We start from the raw sequence: 24,575 nt of genomic DNA on the forward strand, positions 1-24,575 counted from the left end.
CGTTTAAGGAATACCCGGGAGGACAGAGGCCTGGATGTCGCCGTAGGGTGTGGGGTCAAGAGATCATGCGGCGGTCGTGGCAGGGGGGCTGCGGCCCTGCCACCGAAGCCCGAAGCGAGAGTTCGCGCGTGATCACATTCGACTCTGTCACCAAACGCTATCCGGACGGAACGGTCGCCGTGGACCACCTCAGCCTTGAGGCGCCCACCGGCGAGATCACCGTGTTCGTCGGCCCGTCCGGCTGCGGCAAGACCACGTCGCTGCGAATGATCAACCGCATGATCGACGCCTCCGAGGGCCGGATCCTCCTCGACGGCGAGCCGGTCCAGAGCATCGACCCGCCGACGCTGCGGCGCGGCATCGGCTACGTCATCCAGCAGGCCGGTCTCTTCCCCCACCGGAAGATCGTCGACAACGTCGCCACCGTCCCCTACCTGCTCGGCTGGGACCGCAAGAAGGCCCGCGCGCGGGCCATGGAGCTGCTGGAGCGGGTCGGGCTCGACCCGGCCTTCGCCGGCCGCTACCCGTTCCAGCTCTCGGGCGGCCAGCAGCAGCGCGTGGGCGTGGCCAGGGCGCTGGCCGCCGACCCGCCCGTGCTGCTCATGGACGAGCCGTTCAGCGCGGTCGACCCCATCGTGCGCACGAGCCTGCAGGACGAGCTGCTCAGGCTGCAGAGCGAGCTGAACAAGACCATCGTCTTCGTCACCCACGACATCGACGAGGCCATCAAGCTCGGCGACCGGGTGGCGGTGCTGCGGGTGGGCGGCAAGCTGGCGCAGCTGGCCGACCCCAAGACGCTGCTGTCCGAGCCGGCCGACGACTTCGTCCGCGAGTTCCTCGGGCACGACCGGGGGATCAGGCGGCTGCAGTTCGTCCCCACCGAGGGGCTGCGGCTCCGTACGGACCTGACCGTGACGGAGGACGCGGGGGACTCGGGGGACGGCGCGGCCGAGCCGTGGCTGCTGGTCGTGACCGGCGACGGCCGGCCGGTGGGCTGGCGCTCCGGCGCGCGCCCGGCCGGGCTGGAGCCGTACGGCACCTACGTGCACGGCCGTGACAGCATGCGCGCGGCCCTCGACGCCGCGCTGCTGTCGCCGTCCGGCTGCGCCGTCGCCGTGGACGGTGACGGCAAGGTCGTCGGCGTGGCCACCAGGGAGGCCCTGGACGCGGCGCTGGCGGAGGCCGCAGATGGGTGACGGCCCTCCTTCCATCTGGGAGTGGATCGGGCGCAACTGGGACACGGGGCGGGTCGACAGCATCAGCAATCTGCTGACCGACCACCTCACGATGTCCCTCGTGCCGATCGTGCTCGCGCTCGTCCTGGCGCTGCCGCTGGGCCTGGCCTGCGTGCGCTGGCGCTGGCTCTACCAGCCCACCTCGGGCTTCATGAACGTCGTGTACGCGCTCCCGTCGCTGCCCGTCTTCATGCTGCTGATCTCGGTCACCGGGCTCTCGCAGACCACGGTGATCATCCCGCTGACCTTCTACGGCATGGCGGTGCTGATCCCCGCCGTGGTGGACGGGCTGAACTCGGTGCCCGACCACGTCCGCCAGTCGGCCGTCGCGATGGGCTTCACGCCTCTGCGCCGGCTGCTGCAGGTGGAGCTGCCGATCGCCGTGCCGGTGGTGCTGGCCGGGATGCGGGTGGTCGCGGTCTCCAGCATCAGCCTGGTCAGCGTGGGGGCGCTGATCGGGCAGGGCGGGCTCGGCGGGCTGTTCACCCGGGCCTACCAGAACCCGTTCATGCCGCCGGTGATCGTCGGCATCGTGCTCATCGTGGTGCTGGCGCTGGTCGCGGACGGGCTGCTGGTCCTGGCCCAGCGGCTGCTCACACCCTGGGTACGGGCCAGGAAGGGAACGGCGTCATGAACTGGCTGACCTCCTTCTTCGCCTGGCTGGTGGAGTTCTTCGGCAACGGCGACAACTGGGCCGGCTCCGGTGGCATCCCCGCGCGGCTGCTGGAGCACCTGGAGTTCTCGGCCCTGGCCCTGCTGCTGGCCGTGCTGATCGCCGTCCCGCTGGGCCTGGTGATCGGGCACACCGGCCGGGGCGAGGTGCTCGTGGTCATCTCCGCGAACCTGGCCAGGGCGCTGCCCACGCTGGGGCTGCTGGTGATGTTCGTGCTGCTGCTGGGCACGGCCTCGATCTGGCCGGTGATCATTCCGCTGGTGCTGCTGTCGGTGCCGCCGATCCTGGTCAACACCTACGAGGGCGTCAAGGGCGTCGATCCCGAGCTGCGCGACGCCGCGTACGGGATGGGGCTGCGCGGCGGCCAGGTCCTCGGCCGGGTGCTGGTCCCGGTGGCGCTGCCGCTGATCCTGCTCGGCTGCCGCCTGTCGGCCATCCAGGTCGTGGCCACCACCACCGTCGCCTCCTACACCGGGCTGGGCGGTCTCGGCCGGTATGTCATCGACGGTTTCGCGACCAAGGATTACGCGAGCGTCGTCGGGGGTTCAGTACTGATTGTGCTGTTCGCACTGGTGGTGCAGGTATTGTTCGCGCTCGCGCAGAGGGTGGCGGTCTCACCGGGGGTGAGCCAGCGGTCGAAGGTCCGATAATCTCCCGTATTACCTCCCGCTTAGAAGGGAAATGCAACATGAGACGCAAGTACGGCATCGCGGGGGTCCTCCTCTCGGCGATGCTCGCTCTGTCCGCCTGTGGTGGCGGCAGCAGCGGCACCGGGGGCAACCCGCTCGACACGACGAGCGCGGCCCCCACCGGCTCGGCTTCGGGCGCTGGAGGTAAGGCCGTCATCGGCTCCTTCGACTTCGACGAGAGCGTGCTGCTGGCCTCCATCTACGCCCAGGCGCTGGAGGCCAAGGGCGTGCAGGTGGAGGAGAAGCCGCGCATCGGCAGCCGCGAGGTCGTCTACGACCAGGTCAAGGGCGGCGGCCTGACCGTCGTGCCGGAGTACAACGGCAACCTGCTCGCCTTCGTGGACCAGAAGGACACCTCCGTGACCACCGACGAGGTGAACACGGCGCTGAAGTTGAAGCTCCCGGCCGAGCTGGAGGTGCTCGACTCCTCGCCCGCCGAGGACAAGGACAGCCTCTCGGTCACCAAGGACACCCAGACCAAGCAGTCGCTGAACACCATCGAGGACCTGGCCAAGGTCTCGAAGGACATGATCGTCGGCGCTCCGCCCGAGTTCAAGAAGCGGTGGGAGGCCAGGTTCAAGGACGTGTACGGCCTGGAGTTCAAGGAGTGGAAGCCCACGGGGCCGACCACGGCCGACGCGCTCAAGGACGGCTCCATCCAGGTCGGCAACATCTTCACCACCGACCCCAAGATGACGGCGAACGACCTGGTCCCGCTCCAGGACACCAAGAACATCTTCGCCGCCCAGAACGTGACCCCGCTGCTGCACAAGGCCTCCGCCGACGACACGATCAGGACGACCCTGAACGGCATCTCGGCCAAGCTGACGACCGAGTCCCTGCTGGAGATGATGCAGAAGATCTCCGTCAACAAGGACGAGCCCGCGACCGTGGCCAAGGAATGGCTGACCTCCAACGGCCTGGGCTGACTCCGCTCGCACGCGTGGGGGCCCGAACGGGCTCCCACGCCCCGGCGCGGGACTCCGTCCGATGATCTTCACCGAGGCGATGGCGCAGCTCGCCGCCGGGGTGGCGGTCGTGACCGCGCGCGACGGGCGCGACGACATCGGCACCACGGTGACGGCGCTGATGTCGGTCTCGCTGGAGCCGCCGCTGGTGCTGGTCAGCCTGGCCTCGGCCGGCTACCTCACCGAGGTCCTGCTCCGGCAGGACCGCTGGGCCGCCTCCCTGCTGTCGTCGGGGCAGGCGGCCGTGGCCAGCCGCTTCGCCACCGCCGGACGCCCCAGCGCCCGCCTGCTCGTGGCCGGCACGCCGCACCATCGGGGGGAGCGCACGGAGGCGCTGGTGATCGAGGGCGGGGTGGCCGCGATCGAGGCCGAGACCACCAGGGTGGTCCCGGCCGGCGATCACACGCTCTTCGTCGCCGCGGTCCTGGACGTCGCCTACGTCGACCCGTCGCTGCAGCCGCTGGTACGTGTACGCGGCCGGTACCGCTCGACCACCTGACCGCTCGGGGTCTGGTCGCGGGCTCAGCGGATGACGTACCAGGACGGCAGGAGCAGCGGGCCGCCCGCGGCGGGCAGGCCCAGCTCGGCCGAGAGCCGGGCCAGCGGCCCCCAGGCGTCCAGCCGGATCCGCGCCAGCGCGGCCGACTTGTCCTCGCTGGACTCGGGCCCGCGCAGCCGCTCGACCACGTTGAGCCTGGGGTAGGAGCGCACCGGGGCGTCGTCGGCCAGCCCGGCCCGCTTGCGCGCCAGGACCAGCGCGTCCTCCAGCCCGCCCAGCTCGTCGACCAGGCCGTTGGCCCGCGCGTCGGCGCCGGTCCACACCCGGCCCCTGGCCAGCTCGTGGGTGCGCTCGCGGCTCAGGTTGCGGCTGGTGGCCACCTTGCCGGTGAAGTCGTCATAGATGCGGTCGAGCCAGGCGTTGATCCGCTCCCACTGCTCGGTGGAGAAGCCGCGCGTGGTGGAGAACATGCCGGCGTTGGCGCCCTCCGCCACCATCTCCGAGGTGACGCCCAGCTTCTCCAGCAGCTCCGACAGGACGGGCTTGCCGCCGTACACGCCGATCGAGCCGGTCAGCGTGCCCGGCTGGGCGATGATCACGTCGGCGGCCATCGAGATGAAGTAGCCGCCGGAGGCCGCCAGGTCGCCCATCGACACGATGACCGGCTTGACCTCGCGCAGCAGCGTGACCTCGCGCCAGACCGTGTCGCTGGCCACGTAGGAGCCGCCGGGGCTGTCGACCCGGAACACCACGGCCTTGACGTGCTCGTCGCGCCTGGCGGCGCGCAGCGCGGCGCTGATCGTGTCGGAGCCCATCGCCCCGCCTCCGCCGAGCGGGCTGCGCCCGCTGCGGCCGGTCCTGATCATGCCGGTGGCATGCACGAGCGCGATCCCGTCGGCCGTCGGGTTGGGCAGCTTGCGCACGGCCGCGCCACGGGCGTAGCGGGAGACGTAGAGCAGGTGCGCCTCCTCGCCCGCGGCCCGCTTGACCTCGTCGTAGACCTCGTCCCGGTAGGCCAGCCCGTCGACCAGCCCGGCCTCGTGCGCCTCGGTGGCCGTGAACGGGCCGCGGTCGATCAGCTCGCGCACCTTGCCCGGGTCGAGCCGGCGGCTGTCGGCGATGCCCGCGACGAGGCTCTCGGTGATCGACTCCACGATGCGGCCCATGGACTCGCGGTGCGGCTCGGTCATGCGGTCCTGGGTGAAGGTGTTGGCGGCTGTCTTGTACTCGTGCCGCTGGCCGACCTCGTAGCCGATGCCCAGTTTGCCCAGCGCGCCCTTGACGAAGCGCTGCTCCACGGCCACCCCGGTCAGCCCGACGTCGCCGCTGGGCTGCAGGTAGAGGCGCTCGAAGGCGCTGGCCAGGTAGTAGGGGACGGTGCCGCCGCCGAACTCGCCGAACGTCTCGCCGAAGGCGACGGTCAGCTTGCCCGAGGCACGGAAGTGGATCACGGCCTGGCGCAGCTCCTGCATCATGGCCAGCCCCATCGGGTTGCCGCCGATCTTGACGACGAGCGCCTTGACGCGCGGGTCCTGCCTGGCCCGGCGCAGGCCCGACAGGACGTCGGCCAGCCGGGGTTTGCGCATGGACAGCAGCGCGGCGAGCGGATCCGCCGGCGGGCCTTCCGTGAGGCCCTCTGTGAGGTCGAGCTCCAGCACCAGCGGGGCCGTGCGCCGCTGGCGAAGCTTGTCGACGGTTTCGAAGATCGCCTTGCCTGCGTCCATACGAGCCACCCTAAGCGACGAGATTCGAAATGGGCTCAGCCCGCCGGACCGAGGTCGATCGGCGGGCGGGAGGTCCCCCGCCCGCCCCTCGTCACATCGTGATGACGACCTTGCCCGAGGCATGCCCCTCCTCCTGGTACCTGAGCGCCGCCACGGTGTCCGCGAACGCGTAGGTGCGATCGACGACCGGCGTGACCTGCCCGCTCTCGATCAGCTCGGTCAGCTCGGTCAGGTTGCGCCGGTTCTCGGCGCTGCCGATCACCTGGGTCACCACCGCCTTCTGGGAGGCGAACATCGACGCGGCGACCATCGTGAACATGCGTCCGGCCGGCTGCACCCACCGGCCCGCCGCCGCGCCGAGCATGACGCAGACGCCCTTGCGCCTGAGCACCCGCCGGCACTCCGCGAACGACCGATTGCCCGCCACGTAGAGGATCGCGTCGTACGGCGGTCCCATCCGGGTGAAGTCCTCCTTGGTGTAGTCGATCACCTCGTCCGCCCCGATCGACCTGACCAGGTCCACGTGACGGGTGCTGCACACGCCGGTGACGTGCGCCCCATAAGCCTTGGCCAGCTGCACCGCGAACGTGCCCACGCCTCCCGAGGCGCCGTTGACCAGGACCCGGTGGCCCGGCCCGACCTTGGCGTCGTCGCGGACGGCGAGCAGGGCCGTGCAGGCGGCCAGGGGCACCGCCGCCGCCTGCTCGAACGACAGGTTCCGCGGCTTGGGCGCCACCTTGTGCTCGGGAATGGAGACGTATTCGGCGAACCCGCCGCCCTCGGGCATGGCGAACACCTCGTCGCCGGGAACGTACTCGGTGACCTGCGCGCCGACCGCCTCCACCACCCCGGCCACGTCCGCGCCGAGGATGCTCAGCTTCGGCCGCAGCCCGAGGCCGCCGGGCATGACGCGGGCGACGTACGGCTCGCCGCGCATGCCGTGCCAGTCCCAGGGCTGCACCGAGGTGGCGCGGATCCGGATCAGCACCTCGCTCGGGCCGGGGACGGGGGTGTCGACGTCGGTGAGCCGGAGGACGTCGGGGGAGCCGTACGAGCGGAGAACGAACGCTTTCATGATGTTTCCTTCCGTCGGGGCCCTCAGTGTGTGCGCCGGGCTCGGGCGGGCGGAACAGCCGAAAGTACGAGCTCCCCACCGGCTGATCGGCCCATTCGGAAGGGGTCTCGGGGCCGATGAACCGGGGCGGGTCCGGCGGTCACCATCGAGGCATGCAGAACCACGACGGCAGGCGCCGGAGAGCCGGATGGCTCGTCCCCACGGGGCTCATCACGCTCAGCGTCGTCCCCGTGCTGGCCGGCGCCGTCCGCATGAACGAGATCGTGAGCGGCGCCGCGATCACCCCGGCCAACGCCCGCTTCCTCACCTTTCCCGCCCCCGTGACCGTGCACATCGTGGCTGTCACCCTCTACACCGTGCTCGGCGCCTTCCAGTTCGCCCCCCGGTTCAGGGCGCGCAGGCCCGGCTGGCACCGCGCGGCGGGACGGCTGCTGGTGGTGGCCGGGCTGGCGGCGGCGCTGTCGGGGTTGTGGATGACGCTGTTCTCCGAGGTGCCGCCGGAGGACGAAGGGCTGCTCGCCGGGTTCCGGCTGCTGTTCGGCTCGGCCATGGCGGCCGCTCTCGTGCTCGGTCTTCGTGCCATCCGCCGGCGGGACGTGCGCCGTCACCGCGCCTGGATGGCCCGCGCGTACGCGATCGGCCTCGGCGCCGGCACACAGGCGCTGACCCAGGGCCTGTGGCTGGCCTTCGCCGGCCCGTCCGGCGAGGTCACCAGGGCGCTGCTCCTCGGGGGGAGCTGGGTGCTCAACCTGGCGGTGGCCGAGTGGATCATCCGCCGCCGGACCGGGTCCAGGCGGGCTCCGGTCAGCCCTTGACGCGGTCGGTCTCGTACGCCCACATGGCGATCTCGACCCGGTTGCGCACTCCCAGCTTGGTCATCAGGCTCGCGACGTGGCTCTTGACCGTGCTCAGCGAGATGTGCAGCTCGTCGGCGATCTCGCTGTTGGTCCGCCCGCGCGCCACGGTCACCAGGATCTGCTCCTCCCGGTCGGTGAGCGGCTCGATCGGCTGCACCCGCCGCCCTGAGGGAGCGGAACCGGCGAAGGCCGACAGCAGCCGGGCGGTGATGCTCGGGGCGATCAGCGCGTCACCCCTGGCGGCGGCGCGGATCGCCTGGCCGAGCAGGTCGGGGCCCGCGTCCTTGAGCAGGAACCCGCGGGCGCCCGCCTTGAGCGCCGCGTAGACGTACTCGTCCAGGTCGAACGTGGTGATGACGACGACGGCCATGGGGTCGGTCACGTCGGGCCCGGCCAGGGTGCGGGTGGCCTCGATGCCGTCGCAGCGGGGCATGCGGATGTCGAACAGGCACACGTCCGGCCGTAACCGCCTGGCCAGCTCGATGGCCCGGCGGCCGTCGCCCGCCTCGGCGACGACCTCGATGTCCGGCTGGGCGTCCAGGATCATCCTCAGCCCGGTGCGGGCGATCTCCTGGTCGTCGGCGACGATCACCCGGATGGGAGCGTCGGTGGGGTCGCTCATGATGTCCTCGGGCTCAGGCTCGTGTCGGCTCATGTCGTACGCGGGGAGACGTCGTGCTTCGGGGCCTTGGGCAGGACGGCGGTCACGGTCCAGCCGCGCCCGGGGTTCGGACCGGCCTCGCAGGTGCCGCCCAGCAGGCCGGCGCGTTCGATCATGCCGAGCAGCCCGTACCCGGGCGAGGGTGCGGGCCTGGTCGCGGTGCTGTCGCCGTCGTCGCTCACCCGCAGCCGCACGGAGGAGTCGTCGGCGGCGACCCGGACCTCGATCCTGGTGGCGTGCCGGGCGTGGCGGCGGGCGTTGGTGACCGACTCCTGGGCGATGCGGTAGACGGCGGCGCCCACCGACGGGGGCACGCCGTCGAGGTCGCCGTCGATCAGCACCTCCACGGCGGGACCGACCTTGGGCCGGCCGGCGAGCTGTTCGAGGTCGGCGAGGTGCGGGTTGGGAGCCAGCTCGGGCATGTCCCCGCCACCCGGGGCCCGGTCGCGGCGCAGGACGCGCACCATGGCGCGCATCTCGGCGAGCGTGCGGGACGCCTCGGCCTCGATCACGCGCAGCGCGTCGACGGCGGCGTCGGGGTGGGTGGCGGCGGTCGCGATGCCGGCCTGGGCGCGGATGGCCATGGCCGAGACGTGATGGGCGACGGTGTCGTGCAGGTCGCGGGCCAGCTGCTCGCGTTCGAGCAGTTTGACCTGGTCGAGCTCGCGCGCCCTGGCTCTGGCCCGGTAGCGGAAGACGCCGCCCAGGGCGAACGCGGCGAACACGACGGTGAACGCGCCGATGACGTCGGAGGCGGCCAGTTGCCCCGGGATCGTGGCGATCTGCCCGGTGAGCGTGGACGTGGTCACCGCGGCGGTGATCAGCCCGAGCCCGAGCGCCATCTCCCGGCCGGACCCCCACCGGGACAGCGCGTAGAGCAGGATCACCATGTACGCCACCGAGGCCGTCTCGGCCGGGTCGGCGCCCGTGAGGTGCTGGATCAGGCCCGTGGTGACGACGGGGACCGCCAGGCAGGCCAGTGGGCTGGTGCGCCGCCATAACAGGGTGGGCAGCATGACCAGCGGATAGACGATCGAGAGCGGCCGCCACAGCAGGTCGGTGCGCAGGGTGCCTTCGAGCACGATGGCCAGCGTGAGCAGCCCGACGAGCGCCCAGTCGCGCCACACGCGGCGCGGGGCGCCGGGCGGACGGGGCTCGTCCCACACGGAGCGGAGGAGGCCGTGCACGCCCTCATCGTACGAGAGCGGACGCCGAAATGATCGGCCCCTCAGCGTGCGGCTGGCGTAGGAGGAGAGCTTGCGTACTTGAGGGCCCGGCGCGGGAGGAGCGCCCGCGCCGGGCCGGTGACGGCTACCTGCCGCGCAGGGCCGCCCAGACGTCGATCCGCGGCGTGGTGACCTCCGTGCCGGCGCTGGTGTAGGCGATCGGCTTGCCCGTGCGCCGCAGCGCGGACACGAGCTGGTCCACCGAGGCGTGCGAACGCTTCTGGCGCAGCACCGCCAGCGCGCCCGTGACGTGCGGGGTGGCCATCGAGGTGCCGTTCAGTGACGCGTACGTGTTCCCGGCGATGGCCGCGGTGATCGCGACGCCCGGAGCGAACACGTCCAGGAGCGCGCCCCTGTTGGAGAAGGACGCCACCGCGTCCTGCTTGTCCGTGGCGCCCACCGCGACCGTGTTCGAGACGCACGCGGGCCACGACACCGAGTCGTCGAAGCCGTCGTTGCCCGAGGCCACGACCGTCGCGACGCCCGTGGCCATGAGCTTGTCCACCTCGGCCTTGAAGTCGGCCCCGTCGCCCTCGTCGCAGGCCACGTCGTACTTGCCGCCGCCCAGGCTCAGGTTGACCGCGGCGATGCGGTACTGGTCGGCCAGCAGCTCGGCGTAGGCCATGCCGGTCAGGATCGAGGAGTCGTAGGCCAGGATGCAGACGGGACGGCCCGCGCAGTACGGCGAGTCGTCGAAGCGGCTGAACACCTGGACCGGCACGATCTCGGCCTTCGGGGCGACGCCGCCCGCGGCGAACTCGGCCGTGCGCTGACCGGCCGCGATGCCGGCCACGTGGGTGCCGTGGTAGCACAGGCCGTACTGCGGCTGCGGGGCGCCCGTCATGCACGCGGCGCTCTCCGCGTCGGCCGCGCCGGCGCCGATCTGGAACTGGCTGCCGTTCGGGCACAGCGGGGTGGAGCCGTCGACGGGGTCGGCGGCCGAGAAGCACGCCTGGGCCACGATGCGGTCGCCGAAGGCGGGGTGGTCGTTGTCGATGCCGGAGTCCAGGACGGCCACGGCGGTGCCCTTGCCGGTGAAGCCGGAGCGCTGCGCCCGGTCCGCGCCGATCAGCGGGATGCTCTGCACCAGCGTGGGCTCGTTGAGCTTGTCCTTGCGGATCGAGACGACGTCCGACTGCCCGGCGATCTGCTCCAGCTCGGCGCGGGTGCCGCGGTAGACGAAGAAGTCGAGCTTGGCCGCGATCTCGGAGGGCGGCTGGGCCTCCACGTTCTTCCTGTCCCGCTTGACCGCCTCGGCACTGGACTGCACCGCCTGCACCTGGGCGGCCCGGTTCACGTGCACGATGGCGCGGTGCTCGCCGCTCGCGGTGATCGCGGGGTCGATCTTGGACTCGGGGTCGGCCAGGGCGGGCGTCGCGATGAGCGTCGCCGAGGTGGCGGCCAGCGCTACGGCGCCGGCCAGCAGAGACGAGAGTCTCAACCGTTCCTCCGGAGGGGTTCGGGGGGTGTTGTCCAGAGAAGTGTAGTAATTCGACTCGTGGGGTCAGCGGGAAAGGTGAGGTTTCGCACGAAAGGCCGGACGGTCGCCCCGTCCGGCCCATGAAGACGCGTGATCAGGCCCGCGGGTCGGTGGCGGGGGTCGCGCCGGCGGTGGCCCGCTCCATGTCGATGCGCGCCGTGGTCACCTGGGTCCCCGAGGCGTCGAACCGGATCTGCGCGCCGGTGTCGCGCAGCCGCTGCAGGCTCTGCTCGACCGTGTTGTTCGGGAACGCCTGCCGCATCAGCGCGAACGCCCCCGCCACGTGCGGCGCGGCCATTGAGGTGCCGTTCTTGTCGCCGTAGGCGTCGTCCGGCACCGAGGAGCGGATGGCCACGCCGGGGGCGAACAGGTCGAGCAGCGGCCCCCGGTTGGTGAACGAGGCGAGCGCGTCGGAGTCGTCCGTGGCGCCGACCGTGATCGCGGTGGAGACGCAGGCGGGCGCGGAGACGCCGTTCTCCCAGCCGCTGTTGCCCGCCGCCACCACCGGGGCCACGCCCAGGGCCACCAGCGCGTCGAACTCCGGCTTGACCGCCCCCGCGCTCGGGTCGGCGTCGCACGCCTCCGAGTACGCCCGCCCGCCCCCGAGGCTCATGTTCACCGCCGCGACGTTGTACGTCCGCGCCACCCTGGCCACGTATTCGAGCGCCAGCTTCTGGTCCGAGGTGTAGCTGAGGAAGCACGGGGTGGGGCCGATGCCGCAGGCCAGCGGGTCGTCCACGCGGCTGAAGACCTGGACGGGCAGCAGGCGGGCCTCGGGGGCGACGCCGTTGGCCGGCGCTCCCGTGGTCATCTTGCCGGCCGCGATGCCCGCGACGTGCGTACCGTGCGAGCAGACGTTGGCGCCGTCCACGGTGCACTGCGGCGTCTCGACGTCGGCCGCGCCCGGCCCGGTCTGGCTGGGCTGGTTGTTCGGGCAGAGCGAGACGGTCCCGTCGCTCGCGTCGGAGGAGGAGAAGCAGGCCTCGTCCGCGATTCGGCCGGCGAAGAACGGGTGGTCGCGGTCGATCCCGGTGTCGAGCACGGCGACCGTGGTGCCGGTGCCGTTCCAGCCGCCCTGGTTGGCCCGGTCGGAGCGGATCACGGTGGTGCTGACGTCGAGGTTGGGCGCGCTCAGCTCGTCCTTGTAGACGGCCTGGACACGGTTGTCCTTCTTCAGCTTGTCCAGCGTCCTGCCGTCCACCTCGGCCACGAAGAAGTGCGGCGACTGCGCCGCCTCCAGCACCCGGCCGCCGTCGGAGGCCATCTCCAGGTCGCTGGCCACGGCCTGCACGCTCTGACCTGGTTTGAGCTGGATGATGGAGCGGACCTTGCTCTTCTTCTGGATCTCCGACACGAGCGCCGGGCTGATGATCGGGTCGCCGGTGTCGGCGGAGTCGGCCTGCAGGGCCGGAGCGGTCCAGAGCACGGCTGATGTCACGGAAAGCGTAACGACGCCGGTGAACAGAGACCGTAGTCTCACTTTTTCCTCCCGGGGCTGGAGCCGTGAAGCTTTGGTCCGGCTCCCGGCTGCGTACAGCCGTTTACATCCCCCCGTGTGACAAGTGTGATGTCAGTGACGTATGTAGCCCAGAGAAACGTTGGAGGCTTTTTTGCCTAAAGAGCGAGACGAGAAAGGGCCGGTCAGATTTGACCGGCCCTTTCTGGACTTCTCGCTATTTAACGGATTTGAGGACGTTCTTGGTGGCCTTCTTCAGCGCCGCCGCGGACGGCTTGGCGCTGAGCCGCACCTTCTCGCCGGCCGTCAGCGAGGTGGTGCCGTTCGTGCCGTGCGCCCAGTTCAGCCAGGCCGTCAGCAGCGCGCCGTCGAGCTTGGCCTTGCCGGTCCTGGTGTTCTTCAGCACGCGGTACGCCTTGCCCAGTGACGACGCCTTCGTCAGCTCGGGGAAGACTTTGCTGGACTTGCCGATCAGCTTCAGGTAGCAGGTGAGCGTGGCGTCGGAGAGGGAGCCGCTGCCGCGGTGCAGCTCGATCGCCCATTTCTTGGCCGTCAGCTTCTTGGCCGCCGTGCCGCGCGTGCACACCGCGGCCACGGGCTTCGCCGTGTGGGTGACGGTCACCGTGACCGTGACCGTCGGCAGCGGGACCGGGCTGGTCGACGACGTGGGCTCCGGCTCCGGCTCGGTCCCGGGGTCCGGATCGGGAGTCGACGAGTCCTCGGGCTCGGGGCTGGGGCCGCTGGTGTCGCCGGGGCCCGGCTGCGTCGGGGCCTGCGTGATGGGCGGCTGCTGCGCCGCCCCGGCCAGGGCCGCCGCCAGGTCCAGGCGCGGCGTGGTGACCTGGGCGCCGCCCGAGTCGTACACGTACGGCCGGCCGGTGCTCTTCAGCTTGTCGATCAGCTCGGTCATCGGGACGTCCGGCGTGGCCGCCTTCATCAGCGCCAGCGCGCCGGCCACGTGCGGGGTCGCCATCGAGGTGCCGCTGTAGACGGTCGTGGCGTTGTCCGGCACCGACGACTCGATGTCCACGCCGGGAGCGAACAGGTCCAGCAGCGCGCCGCGGTTGGAGAAGTCGGCGACGGCGTCGGAGTTGTCGTTGGCGCCGACGGCCACCGCCGAGGAGACGCAGGCCGGGTGGGAGACGCCGTCGAAGAACTCGTTGCCCGCGGCCACCACGGTCGCGATGTTCTTGGCCAGCAGCGCGTCGATCTTCTCCTTGAAGACCGCGCCCTCCTCGGTCCCGTCGCAGTTCGACTCGTACAGCATGCCGCCCAGGCTGAGGTTGACCGCGGCGATCGGCTGGTTCAGCGTCGCCACGTAGTCCAGCGCCTCGCGCAGCGACGACTCGTACGCCATCAGGCACGACGGCTCGCCGCAGAGCTCCTCGTCGTTGATCCGGCTGAACACCTGCACCGCCACGATGTTCGCGCCCGGTGCCACGCCGCCGGTGCCGGCCGCGATGCCGGCCACGTGGGAGCCGTGGTCGCACATGTTCACGGTCCCGGCCAGGCACTTCGCCGTGGTGGCGTCGGCCGCCGCGCCGTCGGTCTGCTTGTTCTGCCCGTTCGGGCAGAGCGACTCGACGCCGGCCTCCTCCGTCGCGGAGAAGCACGCCTGCGCCACGATGCGGCCGGCGAACCACGGGTGGTCCGGGTCGATGCCGGTGTCGAGCACGGCCACCGCCTGGCCGGCGCCGGTGAAGCTCTTCGCGTGCGCCTGGTCGGCGCCGATCAGCGACAGGTTGGCGGAGACGTCGGCCGGCAGGTACGTACGGTCGCGGTGGATGGAGGAGACCCGGGGATCCTCGGCCAGCTTGGCCAGCTCCTCCGCCGTGCCCTCGACGACCATGAACGAACCGCTCAGCGGCTGCAGCACCACGTCCACGCTCTCGGTCGCGGCCTGGGTCGCGACGGTGGCGTTCGCGGCGGGGTCGGTCAGCTCGACGATGGCCCGTTCGGTGCCGCCGTCCACGCCCAGGCCCGCTTCCACCTTGCTCTCGGGACCGGACGGCTCCTCGGCCGGCGGCTCCTCAGCGGTCGGCGTCTCGGCCGGCGGGGTTTCGGCCGGAGGGGGGTCCTCGGCCGGGGGCGGCGCCGTCGGCGTCTGGGACGTGCCCGGCGTGGGGAGGAGCGTCGGGTCCTCCGCGTAGGCCGGAGCCGATAACGGCAGCAGGACCAGAACGATCGAGCTCACGATCAAGGGGCGGAATCGCACGCGTCCTCCGAGGGGGATGATCTCGGAGTTTAGGGCGATTTGCCCGACACGCACAGGCCCCCAGGCCGGTTTCTCACCGAACTTTCAGCGGCCGCACCTCAAACGCTCAGCGGGCACCGCCCTCGTGCGTGAGCCACACCGCGCCCAGCGGCGGCACCCGCAACGTGGCCGAGCAGGGCAGCCCGTGCCACGGCTCCTCCGTGGCCTCGACCGTCCCCATGTTGCCCACGCCGCTGCCCCAGTAGTCGTAGGCGTCGGTGTTGACCGCCTCCGACCACTGCCCGGCGTACGGGAGCCCGAGCTTGTAGTTCTCGTGCGGCCCGCCGCTGAAGTTCACCACGCACGCCACCGCCGAGCCGTCGTTCGCGTAACGGACGAACGAGAACGTGTTGCCCGAGGCGTCGTCGGCGTCGATCCACCGGAACCCCTCGGGCTTGCAGTCCTGCTCCCACAGGGCGGGAGTCTCGCGGTAGAGCCGGTTGAGATCACGGACCAGCCGCTGCACCCCCTGGTGCCCGTCGAACTCCAGCACCCACCAGTCCAGCCCGCGCTCCTCCGACCACTCCGAGCCCTGACCGAACTCGCCGCCCATGAACAGCAGCTGCTTGCCCGGATGCGCCCACATGAACGCCAGCAGCGCCCGCAGCTGCGCGAACCGCTGCCACTCGTCGCCCGGCATCTTGCCCAGCAGCGAGCCCTTGCCGTGGACGACCTCGTCGTGCGACAGCGGCAGCACGTAGTTCTCGGAGTAGGCGTACAGCAGCGAGAACGTCAGCTGATGGTGGTGGTACTGGCGGAAGACCGGCTCGTGGCGCAGGTATTCGAGCGTGTCGTGCATCCAGCCCATGTTCCACTTGAAGCCGAACCCGAGCCCGCCCAGGTGCACCGGCCGCGAGACCCCCGGCCAGGCCGTCGACTCCTCGGCCACGGTCGAGATGCCGGGAGCCTCCCGGTAGCAGACCGAGTTCATCTCCTTGAGGAACTCGACCGCGTCGAGGTTCTCCCTGCCGCCGTACACGTTGGGCGTCCACTCGCCCTCGCGCCGCGAGTAGTCCAGATAGAGCATCGAGGCCACCGCGTCCACCCGCAGCCCGTCGACGTGGAACTCCTTCAGCCAGAACAGGGCGTTGGCGACCAGGAAGTTACGCACCTCCCTGCGGCCGAAGTCGAACACGTAGGTGCCCCAGTCGGGGTGCTCGCCCCTGGCCGGGTCGGCGTGCTCGTAGAGCGGGGTGCCGTCGAACCGGGCCAGCGCCCACTCGTCCATCGGGAAGTGGGCCGGCACCCAGTCGAGCAGCACGCCGATGCCGCGCCGGTGCAGGCGGTCCACGAAGTGGCGGAACTCGTCGGGCGTGCCGAACCTGGCCGTCGGGGCGTAATAGGAGGTCACCTGGTAGCCCCACGACCCGCCGAACGGGTGCTCGGCCACCGGCAGCAGCTCCACGTGGGTGAAGCCCATGTCGGCGACGTACTCGGACAACTGGTCGGCCAGTTCCACGTACGACAGCCCCGGCCGCCACGAGCCGAGGTGCACCTCGTAGACGCTCATCGGCGCCGTCTGCGCCTGCGCCTGCCGCCGCTCGACGATCCAGGCGTCGTCCTGCCAGCTGTAGTCGGACTTGTCGATCACCGACGCCGTCAGCGGCGGCACCTCGGTCCGCCTGGCCATCGGGTCGGCCTTGTCCCGCCACACGCCGTCGGCGCCCAGCACCTGGTACTTGTACCGCTGCCCCGCGCCCAGCCCCGGCACGAACAGCTCCCACACGCCCGACCGGCCCAGCGAGCGCATCGGGTAGGCGGTGCCGTCCCAGTGGTTGAAGTCGCCGACGATCCTGATGCCGCGCGCGTTCGGCGCCCAGACGGCGAACGCGGTGCCGTCGACGTCCTGGTGCTCCATCACCCGCGCCCCGAGCGCCTCCCACAGCCGCTCGTGCCGCCCCTCGCCGATGAGGTGCAGGTCCACCTCGCCCAGCGTGGGCCAGTGCCGATAAGGATCGAGCACCTCGTACGGCTCCGCGCCGGCGTACTGGACGCTGAACCGGTAGTCGGGCACCTTGTCCAGCCCCGGGACCGTCACCTCGAACACCCCGTGGGCCTGGTGCTTCATGTCGTGGGCAGAGCCGTCGTCCAGCACCACCCGCACGCGCTCCGCCAGGGGCCGCAGCGTACGGAAGACGACCCCGCCGGACACGGGGTGCGCTCCGAGCACGGAGTGCGGATCATGGTGCGCCCCGCCCGCCAGGCGGTCGAGCTCTGTCCTCATCGGCATGCTCCCAACCCTGCCCTAAGATGACCGTCCATCCCAGGCACTGCCCGCTTTCACCGCGACAATCACCGGAAGTGCGAAATCGCGGGTTTATTACAGGACGATGCCGAAGCGGTCTATCAATCCTTTCCCCACCCTTTGCCGCCCCCTTCGCGCAGCAGATCGTCCGCCCCACCGCCGGGTCTGGTGCGGACCTCCGCACCACTCTCTGCACCCACCTTCGCCCGAGCCCCAGCGTTGGGCTCTGTGCTTGCGTGGTTCATCGCGTCGGCGGAGGCGTTCGGTCCGGTTCGAGGGCCTGTTTCATCCTCGCCGTGATGCGGTCCACGTCGCCCCGCTCACCCGGCGGCAGTGGGGCTCCCACCGACTCCCTCAGTGCGGCCGCCTCGTTCAGCAATCGCGCGGCCTCCTGGTGCCGCCCGGCCAGCGTCTGCGCGCCCGCCAGTCCCTCCAGCGCCAGGGCGATCGCTCGCGGATCGCCCACCCTGCGGGCCACCGCCAGGCCCTGGCGCTGCAGGTCCAGCGCGCCCGCCGCGTCGCCGCGCTGCTCCGCCACGAACCCCAGCTCGGCCAGGATCAGCGCCGCGCCCGGATCGCCCGACACATCCTCGACCCAGCCCAGCCAGGCGCGCAGCCGCCGCTCCGCCTCGTCGAGCCGCCCCTGCCTGCGCGCCCCCAGCGCCAGGCCCAGCTCGGCGAACTCCTCCGCCGGAGGGTTCGACTGCGCGACGGCCAGCAGCCGCGCCCGTTCGTGGTAGTCGTCGGCCCGCGCGTGGTCGCCCTCCAGCATCGCGATGCGGCCCAGCCGGGACAGCGCGTCCGACACCGAGCTCCACAGCTCCAGCTCCTCCGCCATCCCCAGGATCTCCCGGCGCAGCGCCGTGGCCCGGTCGTAGTCGCCGGTGATCTCGGCCAGCATCGCCAGGTTCTCCGCCGCCCGCAGCTCCCCCCACCGGTCACCGGCCCGCCGGAACAACGCAAGCCCTTGCTCGGCGTGCTCCCGCAGCCCGGCCAGGTCGCCACGCAGCGCCGAGTGCCGGGCCAGCACGGTCAGCGCGGCCGCCGTGCCCCAGGTGTCGCCCAGCTCGCGAAACTCCACCAGCGCCGCCGCCAGCAGCGTCTCGCTGTCCGCCGCGTCCTCATAACCCAGTAGCGCGAACCCCGCGAACCACCGCGCCCCGGCCCGCCTGCGCGCATCCTCAATCCCGGCGAACCACTCCCGATCCAGGACGGCCAGCCGCCCCGCCAACAACTGAAACCCGGCCAACCACACCTCAGCCTCAGCTGCTCCCGGATCGCCGGACCACACCTCGGTCTTCGCCGCGCCTCCATCGCCGGGACGTGCCACGGACAGGGCTGCCTCCAGGGCTCTGCGGCCCTCGCCCAGTCTGCCGCGTAGCACCCAGTACCAGGCCATGGCGTTCACCAGCCGGAGCGCCTCGCCGGGAACCCCCTCACGCACCGCCGTCTCCAGCGCCGTTCTCAGGTTCGCGGTTTCGGCGTCCAGCCGTACGAGCGCGTCGCACTGCTCGGGGCCGCGCAGGCGTGGCTCCAGCCGGACGGCCAGGGCGGTGTAGTGACGCAGGTGCCTGTGCCGGACGGCGGTCAGCTCGCCGGCCTCCTCCAGCCGCTCCTGGCAGTAGGCGGCCACCGACTCCAGCAGCCGGTACCGAGGTTCGGCCGCCGGCCCGCGACCCGTCTCGTGGGCGGGGGTGCGGGTCACCAGCGAGCGATCGACCAGGCGGGCCAGCAGGCCGAGCACGTCCAGGCCCGGCTCGGCGCAGACCTCCTCGGCCGCCTCCAGCGTGCAGCCGTCGGCGTGCACGGACAGCCGCCGCAGCACCACCCGTTCGTCGTCCGACAGCAGCTCCCAGCTCCAGTCGATCATCGCCCGCAACGTCTGCTGCCTGGCCGGCGCACCGCGCAGCCCGGATGCGAGCAGCTGGAACCGGTCGTCGAGCCGCTCGGCGAGCTGCCGCGGCGTCAACACCCGCATCCTGGTGGCGGCCAACTCCAGCGCCAGCGGAATCCCGTCCAACCGCGCACAGATCTCCGCCACATTAGCATCGACCCCCGCACTGTCCGGGGTGTCGGTCCCAGCGCCGATCCCGGTGTGGGATTCCGCGACGGCACTGGTGCCGGGTCCTGGACCGGCTCCCGCACGGGTGCTCGTGGGGGTTGGCGTGGTGGTCTTGAGGCCGGCTCGGGTGGTGAACAGTTCGATGGCGGCGGCGCGGTCGAGTGGCGGGACGCTCCACAGGACCTCGCCTTCGATGCGCAGTGACTCCTGGCTGGTGGCGAGGACGCACAGTCCGGGGGCGGCCCGCAGGAGCCGGTCGGCCAGTGTCGCCACCTGCTCGACGAGATGCTCGCAGTTGTCCAGCACCAGCAGCGTCCGCCCGGCGCGCAGGGTCCCGGGCAGGCGTTCCAGGATGCCGCCGGGGGCGTCGTCACGCACGCCCAGCACGTCGGCGATCGCCTCGGCCACCTCGACGACCCCCGCCCCGGCTCCGAGCGAGGCCAGTTCCACCAGCCACACACCACCGTCGAAGCCCCCGTCGGCGGGATCGTCGGCGGGATCGGCGGCGGGATCGGCGGCGGCCAGGGCGAGGCGGGTCTTGCCGACGCCTCCTGGGCCCGTGAGGGTGACGAGGCGGTTGGTGCCTATGAGGGCTCGTACCTCGGTCACCGCCTCGTCCCGGCCCACCAGGCGGGTCAGTGGCGCGGGCAGGTTCGTACGGGGCCGGGCGGGAGGCGGTGTGAGAGACGGGTCGCGCGACACGATCGCCTGGTGCAGCGCGGCCAGCTCCGGCCCGGGATCGAGCCCCAGCTCCTCCGCCAGCAGTCGCCGCAGCTCCCGGTGGCTGGCCAGCGCCTCGCCCTGCCGTCCGGCCAGGTAGAGCGCCCGTACGTGCGCGGCGCGGAGCCGTTCGCGCAGGGGATGGGCGGCGACGAGGTCGGTCAGGTCCGCCGCGAGCAGCCCGTGCTCCCCGAGCGCCAGCCGGGTCTCGGCCAGTTCCTCCTCGGCCACCAGTCGCTGCTCGTCCAGCCGCGCCACGGCCGCGCGGGCGAAGGGCTCGTCGGCGAACTCCGCGTACGCCCCGCCGCGCCACAGCCCCAGGGCCTGACGCAGCAGTGAGGCGCGTACCTCCAGGTCATCCGTGCGCTGGGCGCGCCCGAGCAGCGACTCGAAGTGGCCGGCGTCCACGGAGTCGGCGTCGGCGCGCAGCACGTAACCGGGCGCCCGGTACGCCACCAGCTCCCGTTCGCCCAAGGCCCGGCGCAGTTGCGAGACCTTGACCCGCAGCGCGGCGGCGGCCCCGGCGGGCGGGCGTCCGTTCCAGAGGTCGTCGATCAACCGGTCGGCGGAGACGGGGCGGCCGGCGTGGATGAGGAGCACGGTCAGCAGCGCCCGGACCTTGACCTCCGGGACGTGGACCGGCCGTCCGTCCGGCGTCCGCACCACGAGCGGACCCAGCACCCCGAACCGCATCCGCCGCCCCTCCATAACCGAGCCAGAACCCGACCATAACCGCCCACCACCAGGGTGAGACGTATCGACCTCATCCCTAAGGAACACTGAAATGTCGGAAAATATCTCCGTTCTTGGCCTCGGACTCATGGGCGCCGCCCTCGCCAGGAGCCTCATGGCCGCCGGCCACCACGTCACCGTCTGGAACCGTACCCCCGCCAAGGCCGAGCCCCTGATCGCCGAGGGCGCCGTCCTCGCGGACAGCCCGGACAAGGCCGTGGGGGCGAGCCCGCTGGTGATCGTCTGCCTGCTCGACCACGCGTCGGTCACGAAGACCCTGGACGGCACGCCGCTGGCGGGCCGGGCCGTGGTGAACCTCACCACCGGCCGCCCCGTCGAGGCCGGGCGAACGGCGGAGTGGGTGGCCGAGCGTGGCGGCGACTACCTGGGCGGCGGCATCATGGCCGTCCCGCCGATGATCGGCCAGCCGGGCGCCCTCATCCTCTACAGCGGCTCCCGTCCGGTTTACGACCGTTATGAGCAGGTGCTGTCCGTCATGGCCGAGCCCCGGTTCACGGGTACGGACCCCGAGTCGGCGCCGCTGCTCGACATCGCCATGCTGACCGGCATGTACGGCCAGATCGCCGGTTTCCTGGAGGCCGCGGCCCTGGTGAAGGCGGCCGGGCTTCCGCTGCGCGACTTCGTCACCACGTTGCTGACCCCGTGGATGCACGCGATGGCCGCCCAGCAGGCCACCTGGGCCGGCAACATCGAGTCCGGCGAGCACGGCACGGAGGTGTCCAACCTGGAGATCAACCGGGCGGGCCTGGAGAACCTGGTGCGCGCCTTCCGCGAGCAGAACGTCAAGCCGGACCTGCTGCTGCCGCTGAAGGCCGTCATCGACCAGCGCACCGCCCGTGGGCTGGGGCACGAGGGTCTGTCCGGCCTGGTCGAAGAGCTGTGATCTCGCGCCCGAGCCCCGGCGCCCGGACGTCAGCTTGCGCGCGGGCGGAAGGCGGCCAGCGGGATCGGTAGCCATGAGGGGCGGTTGCGGGCCTCGTACACGACCTCGTACACCGCCTTCGACAGCTCGAACGCCCGCAGCAGCGCCGCGTCCGCCTGGTTGATGACGCCGCCGCCCTCGATGTACCCGTCGATGAAGGCGGCCCGGTTGCGGTCGGCCCACTCCTGGGCCCGGGGCTCCAGCTCCGCGGCCCGGGAGTGCCCGGTCAGCAGGTGCCTGGCCGCGTAGTCGAACGAGCGCAGCATGCCCGCCACGTCGCGCAGCGGCGAGTAGAGCGCCCGGCGCTCGCTCAGCGGCTGGCCCGGCTCGCCCTCGAAGTCCAGCACCACCCAGTCGGTGGGCGTGCGCATGACCTGGCCGAGGTGGTAGTCGCCGTGGACCCGCTGCACGGGCACCGCGGTGGTGAGCAGCTCCACCTGGTGGTAGACGTGCTCGATGAAGCCCACGTGCTCGCGCAGCTGCGGCACCTCGGCCACGGACAGCCCCAGCCGCCGTCTGAACGACTCGGCCATCCGCTTGACCTCGTGCACCTCGATCACGTCGGTCGGGAAGGCCTCGGCCAGCTCGTGGTGCACGCGCGCGGTGGCCGTGCCCAGCCGGCGCGACTCCGCGGCGAAGTTGCCGCCCGCCTCGCCGGCCGGCACCTGGGGCAGGCTGGCGTACAGGTCGCGGACGCTGGTCAGGGCGAGGTCCCAGCCGTCGTTGGCGGGGGAGAGGAACTCCTGCATGATCGCCAGCGTGGTGCCCGTGCCGTCGAGGTCGGTCTCGATCCAGCCGTACGGGCGCGCGATGTGCGGGGCGTTCCTGGCGGCCAGGGCGGTGATGATCTCCAGCTCCGGGTTGACCCCGGGGATGAGCCGGCGGAAGAGCTTGCAGATGTAGGCGTCCCCGTACACGAGCGAGGTGTTGGACTGCTCGGCCCCGAGCACCACGCTGCGCGGGGAGGTGTCGACGGTGACGCCGGGCACGTGGCGCATGCGCAGGCCGCCGCGGGTCTCGTCGTGCGCCATGCCGTCGAGGAGCAGGCCCATGCGCTCGGAGTCGTGCACGGCGTCGTAGTGGTAGGTCTCGCCGACGGTGCCGATGAGGGCGTGGTTCAGGCGGTCGGGCAGTTCGTCGCGCTCGCCGACCAGCACCTGGTAGCGGTCGCGCGAGCCCTCCTGCCACACGGCGATGATGAGGTGCCGCAGCCCGGGCGACAGCTCGACGTCGGAGTCGATCGACAGCTCGTCGATCGGGCGCCCCTTGCCGCCGAACCAACGCTGGCGGCCGATCCATGCGGCAAGGAGCTCGTCAAGCACGTCCTACTCCTCCTGGGTGATGGCCGGCGGGAGTGTGAACCAATAGAACCCATGCCCGGGAAGCGTCAAAAGATACGGAAGTTCGCCAATTGCCGGAAATGGTACGCCTCCCATGGTTTCCACGGGGGAGACGCCCACAAACCTCCGCAGGTCGAGTTCGACCGGTTGCGGGAATCGTGACAGGTTGTTCACGCAGAGCATCCGGTCGTCGCCCAGTTCCCTGACGAAGGCGAGCACGCTCGGGTTGGAGGAGTTGAGCTCCGCGTAACCGCCCAGCCCGAAGACGGGGTGACGCTTACGGATCTCGATCATGCGCCGGGTCCAGTGCAGCAGCGAGCCCGCGTTCTTCTGCTGGGCCTCCACGTTGATGCCCTGGTAGCCGTAGATCGGGTCCATGATGACCGGCAGGTAGAGCCGGCCGGGGTCGCAGTCGGAGAAGCCGGCGTTGCGGTCGGGGTCCCACTGCATGGGGGTACGCACGCCGTCGCGGTCGCCGAGCCAGATGTTGTCGCCCATGCCGATCTCGTCGCCGTAGTAGAGCACGGGGGATCCGGGCAGCGACAGGAGCAGGGCGGTGAAGAGCTCGATCTGGTTGCGGTCGTTCTCCAGCAGGGGCGCGAGGCGGCGGCGGATGCCGACGTTGGCCCGCATGCGGGGGTCTTTGGCGTATTCGGTGTACATGTAGTCGCGTTCCTCGTCCGTGACCATTTCGAGCGTCAGCTCGTCGTGGTTACGGAGGAAGATTCCCCACTGGCAGTTTTCCGGAATTTTCGGCGTTTGTGCCAGAATTTCGGAAATGGGGTAGCGCGATTCCCGGCGCACGGCCATGAAGATGCGCGGCATAAGCGGGAAATGGAAGGCCATGTGGCATTCGTCCCCGCCGCCGACCGGATCGCCGAAGTACTCGACCACGTCCGACGGCCACTGGTTCGCCTCGGCCAGCAGCACGCGGTCGGGGAACAGCCGGTCGACCTCCGACCGGATCGACTTGAGGTATTCGTGCGTCCGCGGCAGGTTCTCGCAGTTGGTGCCCTCCTCCTCGAAGAGGTAGGGCACCGCGTCCAGCCGGAACCCGTCGATGCCCAGGTCCAGCCAGAACCGCAGCACCTCCAGCATCGCCTCCTGCACGTCCGGGTTCTCGTAGTTGAGGTCCGGCTGGTGGTGGAAGAAGCGGTGCCAGTAGTACTGGCCGCGGACCGGGTCGTAGGTCCAGTTGGACGTCTCGGTGTCGATGAAGATGATCCGGGCGTCCTGGTACTTCTCATCCGTGGACGACCAGACGTAGAAGTCGCCGTACGGGCCCTCGGGGTCGTGCCGGGACGCCTGGAACCAGGGATGGGCGTCGCTGGTGTGGTTCATGACGAGGTCGGCGATGACGCGCATGCCGCGTTTGTGGGCCTCGTCGACCAGTTTCACGAAGTCCCCGAGGTCGCCGAACTCGGGCAGGATCTTCATGAAGTCGGCGATGTCGTATCCGCCGTCGCGCAGCGGCGACTCGTAGAGCGGCAGCAGCCAGAGGCAGTCCACGCCCAGCCACTGCAGATAGTCGAGCTTGCTGATGAGACCTCTGATGTCGCCGGTCCCGTCGCCGTTGGAGTCGGCGAAACCCCTGATCAGGACCTCGTAGAAAACCGCCCGCTTGTACCAGTAGGGGTCGCGCGGCTTTTCCTCGTCAAAGGTGTTGGGAATGGGTGTGGAGCTCATGAGCCGCCCCGCAGGTGGCTCATGACGGAGGCGCTATCACACACGTTGAA

General features: G+C 71.1%; 18 protein-coding genes. 7 read left to right on the plus strand and 11 right to left on the minus strand.

Going from position 1 to position 24,575, the window contains the following annotated elements; translation table 11 throughout:
• Nucleotides 1-128 precede the first annotated feature (128 nt).
• The 5 genes from OIE67_RS00595 to OIE67_RS00615 all read left to right on the plus strand — a co-directional run bounded on the left by OIE67_RS00595 (nt 129) and on the right by OIE67_RS00615 (nt 4,064).
• Nucleotides 129-1,196: an ABC transporter ATP-binding protein gene (locus OIE67_RS00595; protein WP_326635585.1), complete on the plus strand. Its 1,068-nt coding sequence runs from the start codon at nt 129-131 to the stop codon at nt 1,194-1,196.
• On the plus strand, nt 1,189-1,869 hold the full coding sequence (locus OIE67_RS00600) for an ABC transporter permease (RefSeq protein ID WP_326635587.1): 681 nt from the start codon (nt 1,189-1,191) through the stop codon (nt 1,867-1,869). The genes OIE67_RS00595 and OIE67_RS00600 overlap by 8 nt, the downstream gene beginning before the upstream one ends.
• Nucleotides 1,866-2,558, plus strand: a complete 693-nt coding sequence (locus OIE67_RS00605; protein WP_106249459.1) for an ABC transporter permease — start codon at nt 1,866-1,868, stop codon at nt 2,556-2,558. Before OIE67_RS00600 ends, OIE67_RS00605 begins: the two co-directional genes overlap by 4 nt.
• 38 nt (nt 2,559-2,596) lie before the next feature.
• Nucleotides 2,597-3,526, plus strand: coding sequence for an ABC transporter substrate-binding protein (locus OIE67_RS00610; protein WP_326635590.1), 930 nt, complete (start codon nt 2,597-2,599; stop codon nt 3,524-3,526).
• 61 nt (nt 3,527-3,587) lie between these two features.
• Nucleotides 3,588-4,064 (plus strand): flavin reductase family protein, encoded by a 477-nt coding sequence (locus OIE67_RS00615; protein WP_326635593.1) that lies wholly within the window; start codon nt 3,588-3,590, stop codon nt 4,062-4,064.
• Nucleotides 4,065-4,087: 23 nt separating this feature from the next.
• Here OIE67_RS00615 and sppA read toward each other — a convergent pair whose 3' ends face one another.
• Both sppA and OIE67_RS00625 read right to left on the minus strand, forming a co-directional pair.
• The gene (sppA, locus tag OIE67_RS00620; protein ID WP_326635595.1) at nt 4,088-5,788 is read right to left on the minus strand and encodes a signal peptide peptidase SppA; all 1,701 of its coding nucleotides are present in this window, start codon (nt 5,786-5,788) and stop codon (nt 4,088-4,090) included.
• 91 nt (nt 5,789-5,879) lie between these two features.
• Entirely contained in the window at nt 5,880-6,863 is a 984-nt protein-coding gene (locus OIE67_RS00625; protein ID WP_326635597.1) for an NAD(P)-dependent alcohol dehydrogenase, read from the minus strand.
• A gap of 152 nt (nt 6,864-7,015) precedes the next feature.
• On the opposite strand from OIE67_RS00625, the gene OIE67_RS00630 reads away from it, so the two are divergent.
• Entirely contained in the window at nt 7,016-7,678 is a 663-nt protein-coding gene (locus OIE67_RS00630) for a DUF2306 domain-containing protein (RefSeq protein ID WP_326635599.1), read from the plus strand.
• On the opposite strand, the gene OIE67_RS00635 is transcribed toward OIE67_RS00630, so the two are convergent.
• The 7 genes from OIE67_RS00635 to OIE67_RS00665 all read right to left on the minus strand — a co-directional run bounded on the left by OIE67_RS00635 (nt 7,668) and on the right by OIE67_RS00665 (nt 20,517).
• On the minus strand, nt 7,668-8,342 hold the full coding sequence (locus tag OIE67_RS00635) for a response regulator transcription factor (RefSeq protein WP_326635601.1): 675 nt from the start codon (nt 8,340-8,342) through the stop codon (nt 7,668-7,670). The genes OIE67_RS00630 and OIE67_RS00635 overlap by 11 nt on opposite strands.
• A 29-nt stretch (nt 8,343-8,371) precedes the next feature.
• Nucleotides 8,372-9,568: a sensor histidine kinase gene (locus OIE67_RS00640; protein WP_326635603.1), complete on the minus strand. Its 1,197-nt coding sequence runs from the start codon at nt 9,566-9,568 to the stop codon at nt 8,372-8,374.
• Between the two features lie 124 nt (nt 9,569-9,692).
• Nucleotides 9,693-11,048 (minus strand): S8 family peptidase, encoded by a 1,356-nt coding sequence (locus tag OIE67_RS00645; protein ID WP_326635605.1) that lies wholly within the window; start codon nt 11,046-11,048, stop codon nt 9,693-9,695.
• Between the two features lie 133 nt (nt 11,049-11,181).
• Nucleotides 11,182-12,525: a S8 family peptidase gene (locus OIE67_RS00650; RefSeq protein ID WP_326635607.1), complete on the minus strand. Its 1,344-nt coding sequence runs from the start codon at nt 12,523-12,525 to the stop codon at nt 11,182-11,184.
• Nucleotides 12,526-12,760: 235 nt separating this feature from the next.
• Nucleotides 12,761-14,737 (minus strand): S8 family peptidase, encoded by a 1,977-nt coding sequence (locus tag OIE67_RS00655; protein WP_326635609.1) that lies wholly within the window; start codon nt 14,735-14,737, stop codon nt 12,761-12,763.
• Nucleotides 14,738-14,864: 127 nt separating this feature from the next.
• Nucleotides 14,865-17,021, minus strand: a complete 2,157-nt coding sequence (gene glgB / locus OIE67_RS00660; protein WP_326645165.1) for a 1,4-alpha-glucan branching protein GlgB — start codon at nt 17,019-17,021, stop codon at nt 14,865-14,867.
• 262 nt (nt 17,022-17,283) lie between these two features.
• Nucleotides 17,284-20,517: a BTAD domain-containing putative transcriptional regulator gene (locus OIE67_RS00665; protein WP_326635611.1), complete on the minus strand. Its 3,234-nt coding sequence runs from the start codon at nt 20,515-20,517 to the stop codon at nt 17,284-17,286.
• A gap of 91 nt (nt 20,518-20,608) precedes the next feature.
• Between OIE67_RS00665 and OIE67_RS00670 the strand changes: the two genes are divergently transcribed.
• Nucleotides 20,609-21,460, plus strand: coding sequence for an NAD(P)-dependent oxidoreductase (locus OIE67_RS00670; protein ID WP_326635613.1), 852 nt, complete (start codon nt 20,609-20,611; stop codon nt 21,458-21,460).
• Nucleotides 21,461-21,489: 29 nt separating this feature from the next.
• Here the strand turns inward: OIE67_RS00670 and OIE67_RS00675 are convergent, their stop codons facing one another.
• The gene (locus tag OIE67_RS00675; RefSeq protein WP_326635615.1) at nt 21,490-22,821 is read right to left on the minus strand and encodes a maltokinase N-terminal cap-like domain-containing protein; all 1,332 of its coding nucleotides are present in this window, start codon (nt 22,819-22,821) and stop codon (nt 21,490-21,492) included.
• 3 nt (nt 22,822-22,824) lie between these two features.
• Nucleotides 22,825-24,525, minus strand: coding sequence for a maltose alpha-D-glucosyltransferase (gene treS, locus OIE67_RS00680; protein WP_106249444.1), 1,701 nt, complete (start codon nt 24,523-24,525; stop codon nt 22,825-22,827).
• Nucleotides 24,526-24,575 lie beyond the last annotated feature (50 nt).

It is taken from the genome of Nonomuraea fuscirosea, assembly GCF_035917475.1.
Taxonomy (GTDB): Bacteria; Actinomycetota; Actinomycetes; order Streptosporangiales; family Streptosporangiaceae; genus Nonomuraea; species Nonomuraea fuscirosea.